The 19,754-nt window shown below is 38.3% G+C and carries 19 protein-coding genes and 9 tRNA genes; 25 read left to right on the forward strand and 3 right to left on the reverse strand.

What is annotated here, in order from left to right:
* Window positions 1–28 precede the first annotated feature (28 nt).
* The 16 genes from TY15_RS17355 to glmS all read left to right on the forward strand — a co-directional run bounded on the left by TY15_RS17355 (window position 29) and on the right by glmS (window position 9,373).
* Window positions 29–101: transfer RNA gene (locus tag TY15_RS17355), tRNA-Thr, on the forward strand.
* Window positions 102–117: 16 nt separating this feature from the next.
* Window positions 118–192: transfer RNA gene (locus TY15_RS17360), tRNA-Glu, on the forward strand.
* Between the two features lie 4 nt (window positions 193–196).
* Window positions 197–272: transfer RNA gene (locus TY15_RS17365), tRNA-Val, on the forward strand.
* Between the two features lie 18 nt (window positions 273–290).
* A tRNA-Thr gene (locus TY15_RS17370) sits at window positions 291–366 on the forward strand.
* A 17-nt stretch (window positions 367–383) separates the two neighbouring features.
* A tRNA-Tyr gene (locus tag TY15_RS17375) sits at window positions 384–468 on the forward strand.
* Between the two features lie 49 nt (window positions 469–517).
* Window positions 518–592, forward strand: a tRNA-Gln gene (locus TY15_RS17380).
* A gap of 1 nt (window position 593) precedes the next feature.
* A tRNA-Lys gene (locus TY15_RS17385) sits at window positions 594–666 on the forward strand.
* Between the two features lie 58 nt (window positions 667–724).
* Window positions 725–799 (forward strand) — tRNA-Gly (locus tag TY15_RS17390).
* 9 nt (window positions 800–808) lie between these two features.
* Window positions 809–884, forward strand: a tRNA-Ala gene (locus tag TY15_RS17395).
* A gap of 257 nt (window positions 885–1,141) precedes the next feature.
* Window positions 1,142–2,038 (forward strand): arginase, encoded by an 897-nt coding sequence (gene rocF, locus TY15_RS17400; RefSeq protein ID WP_040205762.1) that lies wholly within the window; start codon window positions 1,142–1,144, stop codon window positions 2,036–2,038.
* A gap of 296 nt (window positions 2,039–2,334) precedes the next feature.
* The gene (gene sigW / locus TY15_RS17405; protein WP_040205760.1) at window positions 2,335–2,898 is read left to right on the forward strand and encodes an RNA polymerase sigma factor SigW; all 564 of its coding nucleotides are present in this window, start codon (window positions 2,335–2,337) and stop codon (window positions 2,896–2,898) included.
* Window positions 2,899–2,914: 16 nt separating this feature from the next.
* Window positions 2,915–3,541 (forward strand): anti-sigma factor family protein, encoded by a 627-nt coding sequence (locus TY15_RS17410; RefSeq protein WP_040205759.1) that lies wholly within the window; start codon window positions 2,915–2,917, stop codon window positions 3,539–3,541.
* 128 nt (window positions 3,542–3,669) lie between these two features.
* Window positions 3,670–4,497 (forward strand): diadenylate cyclase CdaA, encoded by an 828-nt coding sequence (cdaA, locus tag TY15_RS17415; protein WP_040205758.1) that lies wholly within the window; start codon window positions 3,670–3,672, stop codon window positions 4,495–4,497.
* Window positions 4,490–5,707, forward strand: coding sequence for a CdaR family protein (locus TY15_RS17420; protein ID WP_040205757.1), 1,218 nt, complete (start codon window positions 4,490–4,492; stop codon window positions 5,705–5,707). Before cdaA ends, TY15_RS17420 begins: the two co-directional genes overlap by 8 nt.
* Window positions 5,708–5,744: 37 nt before the next feature.
* Window positions 5,745–7,094 carry a phosphoglucosamine mutase gene (glmM, locus tag TY15_RS17425; protein WP_040205755.1) on the forward strand — a complete coding sequence of 450 codons (1,350 nt, stop codon included), beginning with the start codon at window positions 5,745–5,747 and terminating at the stop codon, window positions 7,092–7,094.
* A gap of 476 nt (window positions 7,095–7,570) precedes the next feature.
* Window positions 7,571–9,373: a glutamine--fructose-6-phosphate transaminase (isomerizing) gene (gene glmS, locus TY15_RS17430; protein ID WP_040205754.1), complete on the forward strand. Its 1,803-nt coding sequence runs from the start codon at window positions 7,571–7,573 to the stop codon at window positions 9,371–9,373.
* Between the two features lie 355 nt (window positions 9,374–9,728).
* Here glmS and TY15_RS17435 read toward each other — a convergent pair whose 3' ends face one another.
* Window positions 9,729–10,241 carry a DinB family protein gene (locus TY15_RS17435; RefSeq protein ID WP_040205753.1) on the reverse strand — a complete coding sequence of 171 codons (513 nt, stop codon included), beginning with the start codon at window positions 10,239–10,241 and terminating at the stop codon, window positions 9,729–9,731.
* 429 nt (window positions 10,242–10,670) lie between these two features.
* Window positions 10,671–10,976, reverse strand: a complete 306-nt coding sequence (locus TY15_RS17440; protein WP_040205752.1) for a DUF4870 domain-containing protein — start codon at window positions 10,974–10,976, stop codon at window positions 10,671–10,673.
* Between the two features lie 361 nt (window positions 10,977–11,337).
* On the opposite strand from TY15_RS17440, the gene TY15_RS17445 reads away from it, so the two are divergent.
* The 8 genes from TY15_RS17445 (at window position 11,338) to arsC (ending at window position 18,377) form a co-directional block, all read left to right on the forward strand.
* Window positions 11,338–11,769: an ester cyclase gene (locus tag TY15_RS17445; protein ID WP_040205750.1), complete on the forward strand. Its 432-nt coding sequence runs from the start codon at window positions 11,338–11,340 to the stop codon at window positions 11,767–11,769.
* Window positions 11,770–11,999: 230 nt separating this feature from the next.
* Complete coding sequence (locus TY15_RS17450; RefSeq protein WP_052353824.1) at window positions 12,000–13,427, forward strand: sensor histidine kinase; 1,428 nt, start codon at window positions 12,000–12,002, stop codon at window positions 13,425–13,427.
* A gap of 479 nt (window positions 13,428–13,906) precedes the next feature.
* A complete protein-coding gene (locus tag TY15_RS17455; RefSeq protein WP_040205748.1) occupies window positions 13,907–14,689 on the forward strand; it encodes a transporter substrate-binding domain-containing protein in 783 nt (260 codons plus the stop codon).
* A 160-nt stretch (window positions 14,690–14,849) separates the two neighbouring features.
* Complete coding sequence (locus TY15_RS17460) at window positions 14,850–15,497, forward strand: amino acid ABC transporter permease (RefSeq protein ID WP_040205747.1); 648 nt, start codon at window positions 14,850–14,852, stop codon at window positions 15,495–15,497.
* Between the two features lie 16 nt (window positions 15,498–15,513).
* Entirely contained in the window at window positions 15,514–16,251 is a 738-nt protein-coding gene (locus TY15_RS17465) for an amino acid ABC transporter ATP-binding protein (protein WP_040205745.1), read from the forward strand.
* Between the two features lie 250 nt (window positions 16,252–16,501).
* Window positions 16,502–16,846 (forward strand): ArsR/SmtB family transcription factor, encoded by a 345-nt coding sequence (locus tag TY15_RS17470; protein ID WP_040205744.1) that lies wholly within the window; start codon window positions 16,502–16,504, stop codon window positions 16,844–16,846.
* Between the two features lie 26 nt (window positions 16,847–16,872).
* Window positions 16,873–17,928 (forward strand): ACR3 family arsenite efflux transporter, encoded by a 1,056-nt coding sequence (gene arsB / locus TY15_RS17475; protein WP_040205743.1) that lies wholly within the window; start codon window positions 16,873–16,875, stop codon window positions 17,926–17,928.
* A gap of 26 nt (window positions 17,929–17,954) precedes the next feature.
* Complete coding sequence (arsC, locus tag TY15_RS17480; protein WP_040205741.1) at window positions 17,955–18,377, forward strand: arsenate reductase (thioredoxin); 423 nt, start codon at window positions 17,955–17,957, stop codon at window positions 18,375–18,377.
* An 81-nt stretch (window positions 18,378–18,458) separates the two neighbouring features.
* Here arsC and TY15_RS17485 read toward each other — a convergent pair whose 3' ends face one another.
* Window positions 18,459–18,785, reverse strand: coding sequence for an ArsR/SmtB family transcription factor (locus TY15_RS17485; protein ID WP_275452006.1), 327 nt, complete (start codon window positions 18,783–18,785; stop codon window positions 18,459–18,461).
* 318 nt (window positions 18,786–19,103) lie between these two features.
* Here TY15_RS17485 and TY15_RS17490 point away from each other — a divergent pair, with 318 nt between their 5' ends.
* Window positions 19,104–19,553, forward strand: coding sequence for an ArsI/CadI family heavy metal resistance metalloenzyme (locus TY15_RS17490; RefSeq protein ID WP_096911853.1), 450 nt, complete (start codon window positions 19,104–19,106; stop codon window positions 19,551–19,553).
* Window positions 19,554–19,754: the final 201 nt, after the last annotated feature.

Consider the following 19,754-nt stretch of genomic DNA (forward strand, 5'->3'; position numbering starts at 1 on the left):
TTTTTATGTCAACTAGAATTGCAGCTATGCTTCCATAGCTCAGTAGGTAGAGCACTTCCATGGTAAGGAAGAGGTCAGCGGTTCGAGCCCGCTTGGAAGCTTACCTAATTTTAATATGGCCCCTTGGTCAAGCGGTTAAGACACCTCCCTTTCACGGAGGTAACACGGGTTCGAGTCCCGTAGGGGTCACCATTTCGGAGGATTAGCTCAGCTGGGAGAGCATCTGCCTTACAAGCAGAGGGTCGGCGGTTCGATCCCGTCATCCTCCACCATAATATTTTTTAAACCATGCCGGGGTAGCTCAATTGGTAGAGCAACTGACTTGTAATCAGTAGGTTGGGGGTTCAAGTCCTCTCGCCGGCACCATTTTTTTAATTGAATATGGAGGGGTAGCGAAGTGGCTAAACGCGGCGGACTGTAAATCCGCTCCCTCCGGGTTCGGCGGTTCGAATCCGTCCCCCTCCACCATTCATATTTTTAAAAAAGTTGGACATACTAGATATTATCACATCATTATTGGGCTATAGCCAAGCGGTAAGGCATCGCACTTTGACTGCGACATGCGTTGGTTCAAATCCAGCTAGCCCAGCCAAGAGCCATTAGCTCAGTTGGTAGAGCATCTGACTTTTAATCAGAGGGTCGAAGGTTCGAGTCCTTCATGGCTCATTAATTTAACATCCGAAACCCTAGGAATTTATTTCCTCGGGTTTTTATCTACGGATATGCGGAAGTAGTTCAGTGGTAGAACATCACCTTGCCAAGGTGGGGGTCGCGGGTTCGAATCCCGTCTTCCGCTCCAACTTCATATGGGGTCTTAGCTCAGCTGGGAGAGCGCCTGCTTTGCACGCAGGAGGTCAGGGGTTCGATCCCCCTAGACTCCACCATCACACTACATATTTTACCTTAAATCAGGAAGCTGGTTTAAGGTTTTTTTTTGTATAGGGAATTTTTTGTGGATACTATTGGTTTTTCTAAATTTCAGTTATCCCTATCATCGCTAAAGTTAGGTGACGGCAAAATAAGAGACCTATCATTCTGAACATTATTAATAGTCGCATATATATACAGAAATTTGTCGAGTTGAGTCATTTGTATGAAAGCGGTTAAAATAAAGATAGTAAAAGTTGGGGGGAATGAATAAATGAAGAAGCTATCTATCATTGGAATGCCCATGGACTTAGGGCAAATGAGACGTGGTGTAGATATGGGACCAAGTGCGATTCGTTATGCGGGGATTAATGAACGATTAAAACCCCTATTCGATGAAATCCACGACCTGGGTGATATTGCAATCGGTAGACCAGCGGTTGTGGTCGATCAAGAGTCTAATCTACGGAACCTAGATTTAGTTGCTGAAAAAAGTGCCATGCTAGCTGAGAAGGTGGATGAAGCCATTCAATCAGGTTCATTTCCACTTGTACTTGGGGGAGATCATAGCATCGCAATTGGCACATTAGCAGGGGTTTCTAAGCATTATCAAAATCTTGGTGTCATCTGGTATGATGCTCATGGTGATTTAAATACGGCGGAAACGAGTCCTTCAGGAAACATCCATGGGATGCCGTTAGCAGTCAGCCTAGGATTAGGACATAAAAAATTAACGGAAATTGGTGGCTATTTTCCGAAGGTGAAGCCTGAGCATGTTGTCATTATTGGAGCTAGATCTCTTGATGAAGGGGAAAGAAAATTAATCAAAGAAAAGGGTATGAAAGTCTATACAATGCATGAAGTAGATCGCATGGGCATGGCAAAGGTAATAGAAGAAACAATAGCTTATCTAAAAGATAAAACAGATGGAGTCCATCTTTCTCTCGATTTAGATGGTTTAGATCCAAGCGAATGTCCCGGAGTGGGAACTCCTGTCATGGGTGGAATCAGTTACCGTGAAAGCCATTTAGCAATGGAAATGCTTGAGGAGGCAAAACTGATTACTTCAGCTGAATTTGTTGAGGTAAACCCAATTTTGGATGAAAAAAATAAAACAGCATCAGTTGCGGTTGAATTAATGGGATCATTGTTTGGAGAAAAATTACTATAAAAAGGAAAACAGCAGCCTCTTACAAAGCGGCTGCTGTTATTTTTATTCGAAAGCTAATAAGCACATTTGATTCCGTGATACCAATAGGAATTCCCCTGCTAAGCCTACCATTGGTATAGCCTGGCTTCGCTATAAATTTTTTTATCTCTTCTCCATAAAATCTTTAAACTTATATTGCCCACCTGAAGTAAATTTTTGTTAATATTATAGGTATTGAGAAGTTTTTCGTATTAAACGAAACTTTTTCGCTAGCGATTCGTATTATCGTGTAGCAGCATTGGAGCTGAGGTTACTTAATGGAATCAATTGTTAAAAAGAGAATAAAACAAGTTATCAAAGGCGACCAGGATGCCTTTGGTGAAATCGTTGAAATTTATAAAAACAGTGTCTTTCAGCTGTGTTTTAGAATGCTAGGAAATCGGCATGAAGCAGAGGATATGGCTCAGGAAGCGTTTCTCCGGGCTTATGTGAATATTAACTCGTTTAACCAAGAATTAAAATTTTCCACTTGGCTTTTTCGAATTGCCACCAATTTATGTATTGATAGAATCCGAAAGAAGAAACCGGATCACTATTTGGATGCAGAAGTGGCAGGGACAGAGGGATTAACGATGTATTCGCAGATTCCCTCGAACACGCCGTTGCCGGAGACAGAAGTTGAAAGTTTAGAACTGCATGAAACAGTTCATAAGGAAATTTTAAAGCTGCCTGAAAAATATCGATCCGCGATTGTATTAAAATATATTGAAGAGTTGTCTTTAAATGAAATAAGCGAAATTCTCGATTTGCCCCTAGGAACGGTTAAAACAAGAATCCATCGAGGCCGAGAAGCTTTGAGACAACAATTACGATATGTGTAAAGAGGTGAATCAATAAATGTGTCCAGATCATATCATTGAATTAATGCATGAATACTTAGATGAGGAAATTAAGCCAGAAAAGGAACAATTATTGAGAGAGCACCTCCAGTCCTGTAAAGAGTGTGAAACCATTTTTAATGAACTAAAGAAGACAATTGCTTTTGTAAAAAGTATTTCACATATGCAGGCACCCTCCGATTTTACGGCTAATGTTCTGGCTCGTTTACCTAAGGAAAAGAAAAAGGTTTGGATGGGGCGTTGGTTAAAAAATCATCCGATGATCGCCGCAGCTTCCGTCTTCATCATATTAATGATGGGGAGTCTGTTCTCAACCTGGAGTCAAGATCAGGAATTTTCTGTATCAAAGCAAAAAAACTTAGTGGTAAAAAATAATACAGTCATTGTGCCAAAAGGCGAAACGGTAAAGGGAGATGTCGTCGTTCACAATGGGACATTGAAAATTGAAGGTGAAATTCAAGGTAATGCAACGGTTATCAATGGAGAAAAGTATCTTGCTTCAGCAGGGCATGTGACGGGCCAGATCGACGAAGTAAATGAAGTATTTGACTGGATTTGGTACCACATGAAAAAGACAGCTAAGGAAGTGGTCAATATTTTTGATCAGCCCGAAGCCACCCCATAAAACAAATCACTCGTTGATGAGTGATTTGTTTTTGTAATCAGCTCATATACTAAGTCTATTGAGTAATTATGATATAATATAGTGGTTGTATTCATTTTACGTTTGAAGAAAGTAACGGAGGAAGAACAATGCAGTTTGCGGATTTCACTTTATGGAAGTATCTAGCTAGTATTGTCGATATTGCCGTCGTATGGTATGTCATTTATAAACTCATCAATGTCATAAAAGGCACGAAAGCCGTTCAGTTACTGCAGGGGGTTCTCGTGATTCTTCTAGTCAGGGTACTAAGTGAGTGGCTGGGCTTGACGACGCTGGGCTGGATGATGCAGCAAGCCATCAATTGGGGCTTTTTAGCGATTATCATTATTTTTCAGCCTGAACTCAGAAGAGCCCTGGAGCAATTGGGCAGAGGGCGATTTTTCGCGCGCAGCAGTAATCAATATGATGATAGTCAGGAGAAAACAGTGGAAGCCATCGTTAAAGCCACGGATTATATGGCAAAGCGCCGAATCGGGGCATTGATCTCCATTGAGAAGGAAACTGGAATGGGCGATTACATTGAGACAGGTATTCAGTTAAATTCCAATATCTCTTCTGAATTACTCATTAATATTTTTATTCCGAATACTCCACTCCATGATGGAGCGGTTATTATTCAAAAGAATATGGTTTCAGCCGCAGCATGCTATCTTCCCTTATCCGAAAGCCCGTTTATCTCAAAGGAATTGGGTACAAGGCATCGAGCTGCATTAGGAATAAGCGAGGTCACCGATAGTGTGACAGCCGTCGTATCAGAAGAAACGGGTAGTATCTCCCTAACAAGGAATAGCGAACTTCATCGCGATTTAAAATTGGATGAATTAAAAGAAATACTGACAAGTGAATTGGTCATTCAAAACAAACAAAAACAGGCTTCTTCAGCTCGTTGGAACTGGAGGGGAAAAAGCAATGGATAAATTGATGGATAACCCTTGGTTTATAAAGACACTGTCCCTGTTATTAGCCGTCCTTTTATATTTTTCCGTGTCGCATACTGGAAAAAACTTATCTGATGTGAATGTCCCTGGCCAACAAACGACAGCGACAATCAAGGATATACCCGTAAAAGTGTACTATGATACTGAAAACTTAGTTGTGTCGGGAATCCCGAACACCGTAGATATCACCATAAAAGGCCCGATGACACATGTTCAAAATGCGAAGACATTAAAGAACTTTGAGATCTATGTAGATTTGACGGATGCTAAAATTGGGAAGCAGAAGGTGAAGTTAAAGGTTAAAGAACTATCCGATAAATTGAAGGCAACCCTGAAGCCTGCTAGTGTGAATGTGACCGTCGAAGAAAGAATTACGAAGGAATTTAAAGTGGAGGCAGAAATCAATAACAGCCAAATTGATGATGGATATTCTGCGGGGCAACCGGTTGTCGAGCCAAATAAGGTTAAAATTACCGGCGCGAAGAGTACAATTGATCGAATTTCCTATGTAAAGGCCACACTTGAGGAAAAAGGAAAATTGAGTGAAACGATTACTAGGGAAGCCCGGATTCAAGTTTTAGACAAAGAATTAAACAAGCTAAATGTAGTCGTAGATCCAGAGACTGTTAAGGTGACGATTCCAATAAAAAGTAACACGAAGACCGTTCCAATCAATATTGTGAAAAAAGGAAATGCGCCTTCTGGAGTGACGATTGAATCGATTGAACTGGATGAAAATGAAGCGACAGTGACCGGTAGTGAAGAGGTTCTAAAGAATACTGAAAATGTTCGTGTGGAAGTAGACATTAGTAAGATTACGGAGAGCACAACGCTCACCTTACCTGTGATTATCTCCAACGGGATTACGAAGGTAACCCCGCAAACGGTAAAAGCAACAGTAGTGGTTAAACAACCAGAAGAGAAAACAGTCACAAGCATACCTATAAACATACGTGGTCTAGCAGATACCTATAAAGCAGAGATCACTGATCCATCCAGCGATACAATCAGTGTAGTCGCAAAAGGTTCTGTAGCTGGACTAAAACCGGAAGATTTTACTGTATATATTGACGTAACCGGCTTAACAGAGGGTAGTCATGACGTCACCATTCACGTGGAGGGTCCGTCTGACATCGATATGAAACCAGACAAAGCCACTGCAAAAGTTACGATAACCAATAATGCCTAATATCTAGCAATACACATGTTGAAGGAGAGATTTTTAAATGGGAAAATATTTCGGTACCGATGGGGTACGTGGAGTAGCAAATAGCGAATTAACACCTGAGATGGCCTTTAAATTAGGCCGCTTTGGCGGTTATGTTTTAACAAAGGATAAGGATCGTCCCAAAGTTCTGATTGGGCGTGATACACGTGTATCAGGACATATGCTTGAGGGTGCCCTCGTGGCCGGTTTGCTTTCTATTGGTGCAGAAGTGATGCGTTTAGGAGTCATCTCCACTCCAGGTGTATCTTATTTAACGAAAGCACTAGGTGCACAGGCAGGGGTCATGATTTCTGCTTCTCACAATCCAGTTGCCGATAATGGAATTAAATTTTTTGGTCCTGATGGTTTTAAACTCTCAGATGAACAGGAGCTAGAAGTTGAGGCATTAATTGATTTACCGGAGGATCACTTACCACGTCCAACGGGGGCTGATCTTGGTCAAGTGATGGATTATTTTGAAGGCGGACAAAAGTACCTGCAATACTTGAAAAATACAGTGGATGAGGACTTTTCCGGTATCCATATTGCTTTAGATTGTGCACATGGAGCCACTTCATCCTTAGCAAGTCATTTATTTGCCGATTTGGATGCAGATCTTTCGATGATGGGAGCCTCACCAAACGGAGTAAATATTAATGCGGGAGTAGGGTCTACCCATCCAGAAGCCCTTGCAGCCTTAGTGAAGGAAAAAGGAGCCGATGTCGGTCTGTCTTTTGACGGTGACGGTGATCGCTTGATAGCAATTGATGAAAAGGGCAATATCGTTGATGGTGATCAAATCATGTATATCTGTGGGAAGTACATGAAAGAACAAGGCCGCTTAAAGCACGGTACGATCGTATCAACGGTTATGAGTAATCTTGGCTTTTACAAGGCGTTAGAAACGCATGGCATCCATAGTGTCCCTACGGCAGTTGGCGATCGTTATGTGGTGGAGGAAATGAAGAAAAATGGCTTTAATCTTGGTGGAGAACAATCGGGCCATATCATTTTCTTGGATTATAATACAACGGGTGATGGCTTATTATCAGGTCTGCAGCTAGTGAATATTATGAAGACGACGCACAAGCCGTTATCTGAGTTAGCAGCAGAAATGAGGAAGTATCCACAAAAGCTAGTCAATGTCAGGGTTACTGATAAGCATCATGTGACAGATAATGAAAAGGTGAAAGCAGTTATTGAGGGAGTGGAAGCGGAAATGGCTGGAAACGGAAGAATTCTAGTCAGACCGTCTGGAACGGAACCACTTGTTCGCGTGATGGCAGAGGCATCCACCGAGGAATTGTGTGCTTCCTATGTGGACCGCATTGTTACTGTCGTAAAAGAAGAAATGGAATTAAAAGAATAGAGCACATTTCATATGCATAAGGGAACTCAATCGAGCCCTTATGCATATTTTATTAGGGATGATTTTGAAGGATATTGTAACTTTTATATTATTTGTTGACGGGTGACTGGAAAATCATGTACTATTAACTTGCTTTGTTTTATCAAAGTAGGGTAGCTCATTTCCATTTGAAAGGAGGATAGGTGAAGAAAATCGTTTTAAAAAGCGCCAGGACTAATCTTCGTGGTTAGATTAGTTGACGAGGAGGAGGTTTATCGAATGTTCGGCGGATACCTCCCGGTTGCAAGACGCACAACCGAAAATTTCTTCTTTAAAACACAGAGGCAACTTTGTGCACAAAGAGAGGAATATGCGTATACTAACTGTAATGTTTTAAAAAAGGTATAGACAGATACCTAACCAAAAAAACAGAGATAAGGGGGCAAGTTCTTGCCTCCAAAGCAGTCCTGCCCCCTATATCAGGGAGGATACAAAAAATGTGTGGAATTGTTGGATATATTGGAAATAATGATTCAAAAGAAATTTTATTAAAAGGTTTAGAAAAACTTGAATATAGAGGCTATGATTCAGCTGGTATCGCTGTAAAAAATGATAAAGGTATTCATGTATTTAAAGAAAAAGGTCGAATTGCCGATCTACGTGCAATTGTGGATGAAGATGTGATGGCGAACATCGGAATTGGTCATACTCGCTGGGCAACACATGGTGTTCCAAGCAAGGTGAATTCTCATCCTCACCAAAGTACATCAGGCCGCTTTACGCTTGTTCACAACGGCGTAATTGAGAACTATGACCTTTTAAAGCGTGAATATTTAGCAGATGTATCTTTCAAAAGTGAAACAGATACAGAAGTGGTTGTTCAGTTAATGGAGCTGTTTGTTAAAGAAGGATTAACCGTCCTTGAAGCCTTCCGTAAAACACTTAGCCTTTTACACGGCTCATATGCGATCGCATTATTAGATGAACAAGAAAATGAAACCATCTATGTAGCGAAAAATAAAAGCCCACTATTAGTGGGTCTTGGTGATCGCTTTAATGTTGTTGCTAGTGATGCGATGGCGATGCTACAAGTAACGAATCAATATCTTGAACTAGTAGATAAAGAAATTGTGCTTGTTTCCAAAGACGGAGTTATCATTCAAAATATGAACGGTGACATCATTAGCCGTGAACCATACACTGCCCACTTAGATGCAAGTGATATTGAAAAGGGTACGTACCCGCACTATATGTTAAAAGAAATCGATGAACAGCCGCTTGTGATGCGAAAGATTATTCAAACGTACCAAAATGAGCAAGGGCAGCTAAAAATTGATGATGAAATCATCCATGCAATGAATGAAGCAGACCGTGTCTATATTATCGCTGCGGGAACTTCTTATCATGCAGGACTTGTTGGTAAGCAGTTCATTGAAAGTATGGCGAAGCTTCCAGTGGAAGTCCATATTGCCAGTGAGTTTGTCTACAATATGCCATTGCTGACAAAGAAACCATTATTTATCTTCATTTCCCAAAGTGGAGAAACTGCTGATAGCCGTGCCGTACTCGTAAAAGTAAAAGGAATGGGTTATCCAACCTTAACGATTACGAATGTTCCTGGTTCAACTTTGTCTCGTGAAGCAGATTATACGCTATTGCTGCATGCTGGTCCGGAAATTGCGGTTGCTTCTTCAAAAGCCTATACTGCTCAGTTAGCGGTTTTGGCGATTTTAGCAGAAGTTACAGCGAAGAGCCGAAACATTGCTGTTGATTTTGACCTTGTGCATGAACTGGGGATTATCGCTAATGCGATGGAAGTTCTATGTGACTCTAAGGAGCTATTCGAGCATATTTCACGAGAATTTTTATCAGTCACACGCAATGCGTTTTTCATTGGCCGTGCCGTTGATTACTATGTTTGCTTAGAAGGGGCCTTGAAGCTGAAGGAGATCTCTTACATCCAAGCAGAAGGTTTTGCTGGCGGTGAATTGAAACATGGAACGATTGCTTTAATTGAGGAGGGTACCCCAATTATTGCACTTGCGACACAAGCAGACGTCAACTTAAGTATTCGCGGAAATGTGAAGGAAGTTGTCGCTCGTGGCGCAAACCCATGCATCATTTCCATGAAGGGTTTAAATATGGATGAAGATAGTTTTGTCATCCCAGAAGTACATGAGTTATTAACACCACTTATCTCTGTCATCCCAATGCAACTGATTGCTTATTACGCAGCCCTGCACCGCGATTGCGATGTTGATAAGCCACGTAACCTTGCTAAATCAGTTACAGTTGAATAAAAGGTTATAGGCAACAGATTGTTTGTCTCTTCGCAATCAAGTTCTTCCCTCGTAATTCAAGTTCGTACCTGCTGTAATTAAGTTGGTATCGAATAAGGGGAAAAGCGGGAGGCAATTATGTAAGCTATGCAGTTTTCAGAAGAATCGGGAACGTACCGTGGGTACGCATCTCGGTTCTTTTTTTATTTAATCAAACGTTTGATTAAAAGTAGGGAAAGCCTGATGTATCAATGATTTGGTGGGAGAAAGTGTTGGGTAGTATATGTATGATCAATTAATCTCGATTTACCAAGAGGGAAGAAAAAGCTGAGCAAACACCTGAAAAAGCATCCTTTTTCCCCTTTATTTAATAAGTTTAGTGCCTCGCATCTAAAAGTAATTTTATCTCTTTTATTTGTTCTGTGTGTCGCTGTTCATGCAAATATATCTGTTCAATCCATTGGTCAAGTGGTAATTCACCTAAGGCAGGATGCTTAAATGATTTTTCCGCCAAAATTGATTTATCTTCTATAGTACTGAGGAAAGTCAGAAATTTTTTTCTCGAATCGTTTAACAAATCAATGATAGACTGAACTTCAAATGGTTCTACATCTGGTTCGACGATTTCGGGAGCTTTAATCTTTTTCGTTCTATCCAATATAAGGTAAGCGTTTTTACGTTCTATTTGAGTATTATCAACCTTTTTTAATCCCCACGCAATAGCATTTATTGTTGCCTGTTCCACTAAAACTAAGTGATGACAAACTTGTGCAATACTCCATATATTCATATCAGGTCTACCATTAAATTGAGTATAACTTAATGAAGTAATCTCCTTTACTAAGTTATTTCTCGTTTCATACAGATTGTCATTTACTAAATTACCCATGAAATTCTCCCTTCACAAGAAAGTAAATATCTAGCTTTCTATTCTGTATATATTCTCCACTATGAAAAGTATTCTTTGAGTATTAATTTACTATTCTGCTTTCGTTAATAGTTTCCTTTTTAAACCATCTTCACGTTACTTCAATAAAAAACGTCTCCACGTATTGTAGAAAAGTACCCTATAGCTTAAGTGGAAATCTTCACAATCTTTTGTGTAGGAGCATATAAAAAAGACGCCTTCTTACTAAGGAAAAGTGCCAGTTTATGGAAGATTGTTATTGAAGAAATGCACCCTCATATCTATTCTTTTCAAGTATCCGTGCAGAGCAAATATTCGCATGAATTACGGTGGCATGGTGTTTATGAAAATTAAGTGATTTAAATACCACTATTCATCATCATTAAAACGATTAGATTCGTTTAGATTTAATCAAAACCATGCTCCAATAATAGGATATCGAAAAGGACGCCCATTCAACGCTTTAACAATTCCAACAATCGGAGCTATTATAGCAATGAGTCCAAAAATAATGAGGAATGGAATCCCGATTAATATCCAAGAAAAAAAAGCAGACACTGAGATTAAAATGCCGATCACAATATGAAATACCAACGCCTGTAAGGATAAGCTTTTAATTTCTCGATCTGAAATAATAAAATATGTGATAATGGGAACTAGTATAGGTGCAAACCAAGTACTAGCATGAATCAATATTTTGAATCCCTTATTTTCCATTTTAAATTTACCCCTCTTTGTATCGTACTGTTTAACAAACCTTTATTCATTAATCATTATAAAGTTTTGGTTAGAATATTTCATCAGTCTATGAACTAAATCGTTATACGACTTTGGTCGTAGTCCAAATCAAAATTCCAGTATGCGAACTATTCTTTTACATTTTCCAGCTACTAAGATTACTCCACTATAGGGGCGATTGTTGAACAAGCGTCCCTTTTCTTATTTAACTAACGGGTCTTTCTTCAAAGAACAGGCTGCTTTAAATGCAGCTTTTTCTTACTCTCCTACGGTGGCAGGTTAGTTGAATAAAATCACCCATAATATGATAATATTTAATTTATTATAAGGGGGTTTTTAAATGACACCAGAACAAATTGTTAGAGAATTTTTTGAAGAAGTACGATCAGGTAATAATCCTGATTACTCAAATCAATTAATGGCAGAACAAGTATTGGCACATCAAATTGTATCTGAAGAAGAACAAACAGTGTTGAGGACACCTAAAGATTATGCTGAACACGTAAGAGAAATGATTGAAGCATATGGTAATTTTTCATTAGAAATTCAAGAATTTTTAGTAGATGGAAGTAAAGTATATGTACGATGGAAACAAAAAGGTACGCACGTAGGAGAAATCGATGGATACCAACCTACAGGGCTCCCAGTAATACAAATGGCAAGTGCGGTGTATAGAATAGAAAATGAAAAAATTTCAGAGTATTGGATTCAGATTGATAGGTTAGGTATTCAAAAACAATTAGAGTGCAATAAAAATATTAAAAGTGTTTAATTTTTCAATGTATTTATTAATAAACTCTTGTTCAACGGGTGCTATTGTTTAATTAGGCTGTGAAATTAAACCTTCATATGAGTTCCTTTTTCATATTGATGTAGCAATTGTTGGTGGAATGGAACAACCTTATTTCAAGAAATAAATGAGGTAGCGGTTACTACTCATGGGCATGGAGGGAATAATGCCTGTGCCTATATAAAGAGATATCAATAGAGTGGTGAAAAACTTTGATCATCGCATTTTTGATCGCTATTATTGGAATTATTCCAATTGTATTAGCGATTTGCGTATTAATAATATATAAAGGTTCGGAATTAGCTTTTGCATTATTTCTTTATATGCTCTCCATCAGTTTTTGGCAATTAGACATTGCCGTTTTATATTTGAAAGGTGTTCTTTCAGAAGAAGTAATCACGTGGCTGTTTCGGTTTTTTAGGGTTGGGCCAACTTTCATGATTCCGCTTGTCTTTTATCTGGCGTATGTTCTCATCAATAAACATACCACCAACATTAAAAATCGATCCTTTCATAAGTTTCAATTTTCTATTTTTAATCTAAAGGTTTTGTCCTTTCTAGTAGGATGGAGCTTGATTGTCTATCTCATCAATATGACAGGACTCGGAATCATCGGCGTGAAAGAGGTTGAAATTGTTAACTCCAATCTTAATTTCTATTTTCCGGAATATGGACCGCTGAATTTTTTGTACCTTTTTCATACGAGTAGTTTTTTAATTCTCATCATTTTTGCTTTTATTATTTCTAGACAAATTCAAAACCTCTATTTGAAAAATTTTTTAGGAACGTTTTCTTATTGCAGCTTGTTACTGTTTATTTTTGGTTTATTAAATTTTATCCCTGGAACAGGAGCATTGTTTAGCAGTTTAGGGACCATTATCTTTTCGGTTATTATTGTTTTTTCCTTTGTGAAACTGAATACAATGTTGACGGTAAACTATAATCGTTTAATGGAACGTCAGAAGAAACTAGATAATGCGGGCAATCTTGCTGCTAGTTTAGTGCATGAAGTGAAAAATACGCTACAAATTATTAATGGCTATTCGAAATTATTAGGCGAATCCCATTTGCCTTCCGAAGATAAGAAGATGACCGTGATGATTCAAAAAGCAGCTGGTCAAATGGAAGAATTACTCAATAATTACACCAAATTATTGAAGTATAAATCGATTGAATACAAAATGGTGGATTTGAATGAAATCATTGAACAATCCATTGAAATAGCAGCAGAGTTTTTACAAAGAAATGCTGTAGAAGTTTTTTTTGATAAAAAATATACAACCTTAAAAACCTATGCCAACGATGCGTATTTAAAGCAAGTATTTTTCAATTTGATTAAAAATAGTTCGGAGGCTTTTTCGAAAGAAATATCGGTAAGAAATATTATGATTTCTACCGATATTCAAGTGGATAGGATTTTTATTCATTTTACTGATACCGGAAAGGGAATACCTGCGGACCATTGGAATAGTATCTTTGATCCTTTTACGACTTCTAAAAATGAGGGGTTAGGTTTAGGATTACCCTTTGTAAAAAACATCATCCTTGAGCATCGAGGAGATATAAATGTGGTTGATAGCAGTTCAAAAGGAACTCATATTCAAATTATTTTACCCCAGTATTCTTTTAGTAGCCTTTAAGAAGGGGTTCTGAATGAAAAATTAGATGCTTTGTTTAAGTCATTTAATATTTCCTGCTAACCCGCAATTCAAAATATATTAAAAGTGAAAAAAGCCTTACTCAAAACTGAGTAAAGGCTTTTACGCGTGCGTCCAGAGTTTTAAGGGCATAAAAAAGGGTTAATCATATTAATTGGAATGACCACTTTGTTCTTAAGCGTAGCATTAGCAGTTATTTGTGTATGCATTCTTACTTCATTTTGAAAAAAACTGGATTCTATTTCTTTTCTAACTAAAAATTTCTGTCGAACTATAAGGAATTGGAAGCATGTGGGAGGAACTTGGCCCAATTCTATGTATATATGAGGTCATTTCACTAAACACGAATATATCAAAGGAGAGCCTAAATAAACCGTCCAAATGAATTTTGAGAATATTCTAAATTTATGTTATGGTTAAGTGTGTCCTAAAAAATTACAAAAAAAGGGGGAGTTATTCTAGTGAAATATTTAACGAAGGCCTTATTAGTATTAGTCCTGTTACTTTCACTTGCAGCCTGTGGGAGTGACAAAACTTCGACAAGCGGAATGAATTTAATCGATGAAGGAAAGTTCACCTTTGCCTCTTCAGGTGAATTTAAACCATTTAGTGTAACAGATGCTAATGGTAAGATGACAGGTTTTGACATTGAAGTGGCTGAAGCAATTGCCAAGGAATTGGGACTTGACCCTGTTCAAAAGAAATTTAAATTCGGTGGAATCGTTGAAGGGGTAAAGGCGGGGCGCTTTGATGCTGCCGTAGCCAGTCATACGATTACCGAGGAAAGATTAAAGGCTGTTAGCTTTTCCACTCCTTACTACTACTCCGGACCTCAAATCTTCGTAAGACCTGACAGTTCTATTAAAACCCTCGATGACCTAAAGGGTAAAGAAATAGCGGTATCTAAAGGTTCCACATACGCAAAAACAGCAGAGGAAGTAACAGATAAAATCATCCTGCTTGACAGTGACGTGACGGCGCTAGAAGCCCTGAGCAAAGGAAAGCATGATGCGGTTATTACCGATTTCATCACTGGGAAGGAAGCCATCGGGGCAGGAATGAAAATTGTCGGTAAAGAGTTACTCGGCCGCAGTGATCAGGCAATTGCGATTGCCAAAGATAACAAGAAGCTTTTAGAAGAAGTCAATAAAGCTCTTCAAACACTTCGTGATAATGGAACATTAACAAAAATCAGTAAGAAGTACATTGGAGAAGATATAACAGTTGATCCTGAAAAGGAATAACTACTGGGCGAATGTACGTGGATAGTGCATTCGCCATCCGTATTTATACTAATCTACAATCATATTAAAATTGGACTATTTAAGAAAAACACAATAAAAAATGAATGAGATTCGGAGATAGGTTTACACAATTGACAGCATCGAGGAGGAAGGGGAAGCTATGGAGTGGTTAAATACCTTTATTAAATCGTATCCTGTTTTTCTAAAAGGAATGTGGCTGACATTTGAACTAACAGCTGTTGCTATATTTATCGGTATTTTTATTGGTTTATTTTTCGCATTTTTAAAAATTTCTAACATAAAAATTCTAGAGTGGATAGCAGATACTTATATCTTTCTTATTCGTGGGACCCCACTCGTTGTCCAAATTTTTGTCTTCTACTACGGTTTAACTTCACTTAATATTTCACAATTTCTAGCAGTCGTTCTTGGACTAGCCTTCCATAATGGGGCCTATATTGCTGAGATCTTCCGTGGGACGATTCAATCGATTGACAAAGGACAAATGGAAGCTGCGCGTTCCCTAGGAATGAACTTAAAGTTGACGTATAGGAGAATTATTTTGCCACAGGCGCTTCGCAGGGCGATGGCACCACTTGGAAACCAGTTCATCATTGCCCTTAAGGATTCTTCACTCGCTGCCTTCATCGGAATGTATGAGCTGTTTAATGTGGCGACCACTTATGGCTCGAATACGTTTGATTATATGACCTACTTATTGGTTGTTGCCGTTTATTATCTATTTCTAGTACTTGTGTTTTCAATTCTTGTGCGTTATGTCGAAAAGCGCTTGGCTGTGAGCGATTAAGAATGGAGGCAGTCGTATGGGTAAATCAGTGATGATAAAAGTAGAAAAGTTAAATAAAACATTTGGCGATCTTCATGTTTTAAAGGATATCGATATGACCGTAAATGAGAGTGATGTGGTTTGTGTAATTGGAGCTAGCGGCTCGGGTAAAAGTACCTTGTTACGCTGTCTTAATTTCCTTGAGGTCAAAGATAGTGGAACTATTTATATTGGTGGCGAGAAAGTGGAACGGGAAACTCATGATTTGAACGAAATTAGGACTAGAGTTGGGATGGTATTTCAGCATTTCCATCTCTTCCCACATATGACAGTGATTGAAAATATCATGGAAGCACCCATAAATGTGAAAAAAATTCCTAAAGACCAGGCGTATAAAGAAGCCAAGGGGCTTCTAGTTAAAGTCGGTCTTAGTGACAAGGAATCCGTCTATCCGGGTAAGCTTTCAGGAGGTCAAAAGCAGCGCGTCGCCATCGCTCGTGCACTTGCAATGAAACCGGACGTGATGCTTTTTGATGAACCAACATCCGCTTTGGACCCTGAGCTCGTGGGTGAAGTTCTAGTGACCATGAAGGAGTTGGCCTTAGAGGGAATGACCATGATTGTCGTTACGCATGAGATAGGCTTCGCTAAGGAAGTGGCTAATGGGGTTGTATATATGCATGATGGTAGAATTGTAGAAGTAGGACATCCTAAAAAAATATTCGAACAACCTACTGAACAAAGAACGAAGGATTTCTTGGATTCTGTTTTATAAAATGGATAAGATATTTGTGCAATAGCTTGGATTCGAATTATGCTAAGTAAGAATGCGAGAAGTAGAACAATAACTTTCCTCATGAAAATCGCTACTATCTATTTTAAGAATCGGGAAACGCCCTTCTCGGTTCTATTTGTATTAATCTTAACATGAACTTTACATGAATGTACTTGAATTCAATTACACATTGATTTACTATATAAGCAAATTATTATTTATTTATATAATCTTTAGAGGAGGTGTCTTTTTGAAATCAATAGTTGAATTAGAAAACGCGGCTACTGTTTTGAAATTATTAGGTGATAAAACACGTTTAACCATCATTGGAATCTTAAAACAACGAGAGTGCTGTGTGTGTGAACTTTTAGAAGTATTTGATACAAGTCAGCCATCCATCAGCCAGCATCTGCGGAAATTAAAGGATGCAGGAATGGTCAGGGAAGAACGAAGAGGACAGTGGATTTACTATTCCCTGAATCAACAAAGTGAACTATCTGGACTAATTGAAGATATTTTGGAACATATACCAGACCAGCTAGAGAAAATCAAAATGATTGAAAAAAGTAACCCTACGCTCCGATGCGGATGTTAGCGTAACTATAAATAAGGAGTGACAAAATGAGCACAACAGAAAAAAAACGGCTCTCGTTCCTGGACCGATACCTAACACTTTGGATATTCCTTGCGATGGCCATAGGGATTGGCTTAGGATTCGTCTTTCCAGGCTTCGTAGACAGTATGGACAGTCTACAGGTTGGAACAACATCGATACCACTGGCCATCGGGTTAATTCTAATGATGTATCCGCCACTAGCAAAAGTTCGTTATGAGGAGATTGGGCGAGTATTTAAAAATGTAAGAGTCTTAGTCTTATCGCTCGTTCAAAACTGGATCATTGGCCCGATTTTAATGTTTTTATTAGCGATCATCTTCCTTCCTGATAAACCAGAGTACATGGTTGGACTTATCATGATCGGTTTGGCTCGTTGTATTGCGATGGTGATTGTTTGGAATGATCTTGCTAAAGGTGATACGGAATATGCAGCTGGCTTAGTAGCCTTCAATTCGATCTTCCAAATGCTGTTCTTTTCCGTGTATGCGTATGTATTTGTCACCATTATTCCAGAATGGATCGGAATCCAAGGGGCAGTGGTTAATATTACGATGATAGAAGTCGCAAAATCTGTGTTTATCTATCTAGGGATTCCCTTTATTGCTGGGATGATTACAAGGTTTACGTTAGTTAAAGCCAAAGGCAGACAATGGTATGAAAAAGTATTCATTCCAAAAATTAGTCCTATTACACTGATTGCTTTATTATTTACGATTATCCTTATGTTCTCTTTAAAAGGGAACGCGATCGTTGCCTTGCCATTAGATGTAGTACGCATTGCCATTCCGCTCTTAATCTATTTTGTGATTATGTTCTTTGTGTCCTTCTTCATGGGAAAGAAAATTGGCGCCAGCTATCCAGTCACTACGACCCTTGCTTTTACAGCTGGGAGTAATAACTTTGAATTAGCGATTGCTGTCGCAGTGGGGGTATTTGGAATCCATTCTGGTGCAGCATTTGCCGCAGTAATTGGGCCGCTTGTAGAAGTACCTGTCATGATTGCCTTGGTTAATGTGGCATTATGGTTTAAACGAAAATATTTTAAAGAACAAGCAGCTTAAAACGACTAATAAAGGTGGAATTCAACATGGAAAACAAAAAGAAGCTTTATTTCTTATGTACGGGAAACTCCTGCAGAAGCCAAATGGCAGAGGGTTGGGCAAAGAAACATTTATGTGCCGAATGGGAAGTGCGCAGTGCTGGAATTGAAGCACATGGTTTGAACCCAAATGCTGTTAAGGCGATGAAAGAAGCTGGAATCGATATTTCCAATCATACTTCTGATATGATTGATCCTGAATATCTAAACAATGCCGATTTAGTGGTAACATTATGTGGTGACGCAGCTGATAAGTGCCCGGTTACACCAGCTAAAGTAAAACGAGTTCACTGGGGATTTGATGACCCAGCCAAGGCTCAAGGAACAGACGAGGAGAAATGGGCATTCTTCCAACGTGTCCGTGATGAGATTGAAGACCGTATTAAGCGTTTCTCTGAAACGGGCGAGTAAGAAAAAGGTTAAGCCAAGAGTCCGACACTCTTGGCTTAACCTTTAATCAATCAAAAAAAATTGATGTTTAAGTGAAAAAAATTAGCAACAGGTTGGCTTGAACACACAGCAAAGTTCGTGCGACAACAAATGATTGAGCTCCTCCTGATTTAATTCGTAATAACTCCATGTTCCTCGTGTTTCTTTTGTTATAATGTTAGCGTCTAATAAAATCTTTAAGTGGTAAGAGAGCTTTGATTGAGCCATATCAACCAATGGAGCTAGATCACAAACACACATGGCACCTTTTTGAGTTAAAATATTCATAATCTGTAGTCTCTTTTTATCAGCAATTGCTTTATATTTTAACTCAAACTTTTCAAAGAATGAATCCATAGATATATCCTGTAATTGAATTTCTTCCTTCATCCATTTCACCTACTTTTTAAATCAAATAATTTTGATGTGTTTATCATATATCCAATATTTTCATGTGTCAATCTTTTTTTATCAAAAAAAATTGATCTATTAAAAGAGCCTAATTGTTAGATGTTGAACCATTCTTTGTTTTAATTATCTGCAATTCCCAAGGTCCATTTTACGATTAATTAAATTATCAATTTTTTTTGATTAAGGGTTGCAATTAGAAAAAATTACTAATATACTTAAAATGAAAAATCAAAAAAAGTTGATTTATCCTCTTTAAATCAAAAATATTTGATTTTAAATTAAATTATTGGAGGGATTATCTTGAAAATGCATGTTGGGATCAATGTTACGAATCTAAATAAGTCGATCGAATTTTATTCAAAGATTTTTAATGTAGAACCGGTAAAAGTAAAACCAGACTATGCCAAATTTTTACTCGATTATCCAGGGTTAAACTTTACCCTAAATCTTAAGGATGAAGTTTCAGGAAATCAGGTTGGACATTTTGGCTTTCAAGTGGAAAATCTCCAAGAGGTTCTCCAGCATAAAGAGCGTTTAGAGAAATTGGGCTTTTTTGCAAGGGAAGAGATGGATGTTACCTGTTGCTATGCAACGCAAGATAAATTCTGGGTAACCGATCCGGATGGGAACGAGTGGGAATTCTTTTATACTAAAGGTGATGCAGAGAATATGGAGACAGATTCCGCTTGCTGCACTACACAGCCAGAAAAGGAAGAAACCAAAACCTCTTCATCCTGCTGTTCATAAGGTCGGAGGTTTTAAACTCTCCTTTCCTATGTAATAAGCATCCAATATAAGACCTCCTTTAGGTTTATTATTTATAAACGCTTTTTTCTATTTGACTATGCCTTTTATCACACAACCTTTAAGTTTTGTCGATAAATATCAGAATATTTGTTAAACTATTTGTTGTTTCCCTATTTTCATAGTGTTAACATCTTTATGAAA

Source organism: Neobacillus jeddahensis (assembly GCF_000612625.1).
Lineage (GTDB): Bacteria > Bacillota > Bacilli > Bacillales > Cytobacillaceae > Neobacillus > Neobacillus jeddahensis.

Bases quoted from the DNA above. Each gene is read 5' to 3' on its own strand.
- rocF (WP_040205762.1), top strand. From the start codon at position 1,142: ATGAAGAAGCTATCTATCATTGGAATGCCCATGGACTTAGGGCAAATG.
- sigW (WP_040205760.1), top strand. From the start codon at position 2,335: ATGGAATCAATTGTTAAAAAGAGAATAAAACAAGTTATCAAAGGCGAC.
- TY15_RS17410 (WP_040205759.1), top strand. From the start codon at position 2,915: ATGTGTCCAGATCATATCATTGAATTAATGCATGAATACTTAGATGAG.
- cdaA (WP_040205758.1), top strand. From the start codon at position 3,670: ATGCAGTTTGCGGATTTCACTTTATGGAAGTATCTAGCTAGTATTGTC.
- TY15_RS17420 (WP_040205757.1), top strand. From the start codon at position 4,490: ATGGATAAATTGATGGATAACCCTTGGTTTATAAAGACACTGTCCCTG.
- glmM (WP_040205755.1), top strand. From the start codon at position 5,745: ATGGGAAAATATTTCGGTACCGATGGGGTACGTGGAGTAGCAAATAGC.
- glmS (WP_040205754.1), top strand. From the start codon at position 7,571: ATGTGTGGAATTGTTGGATATATTGGAAATAATGATTCAAAAGAAATT.
- TY15_RS17435 (WP_040205753.1), bottom strand. From the start codon at position 10,241: ATGGGTAATTTAGTAAATGACAATCTGTATGAAACGAGAAATAACTTA.
- TY15_RS17440 (WP_040205752.1), bottom strand. From the start codon at position 10,976: ATGGAAAATAAGGGATTCAAAATATTGATTCATGCTAGTACTTGGTTT.
- TY15_RS17445 (WP_040205750.1), top strand. From the start codon at position 11,338: ATGACACCAGAACAAATTGTTAGAGAATTTTTTGAAGAAGTACGATCA.
- TY15_RS17460 (WP_040205747.1), top strand. From the start codon at position 14,850: ATGGAGTGGTTAAATACCTTTATTAAATCGTATCCTGTTTTTCTAAAA.
- TY15_RS17465 (WP_040205745.1), top strand. From the start codon at position 15,514: ATGGGTAAATCAGTGATGATAAAAGTAGAAAAGTTAAATAAAACATTT.
- arsB (WP_040205743.1), top strand. From the start codon at position 16,873: ATGAGCACAACAGAAAAAAAACGGCTCTCGTTCCTGGACCGATACCTA.
- arsC (WP_040205741.1), top strand. From the start codon at position 17,955: ATGGAAAACAAAAAGAAGCTTTATTTCTTATGTACGGGAAACTCCTGC.
- TY15_RS17485 (WP_275452006.1), bottom strand. From the start codon at position 18,785: ATGAAGGAAGAAATTCAATTACAGGATATATCTATGGATTCATTCTTT.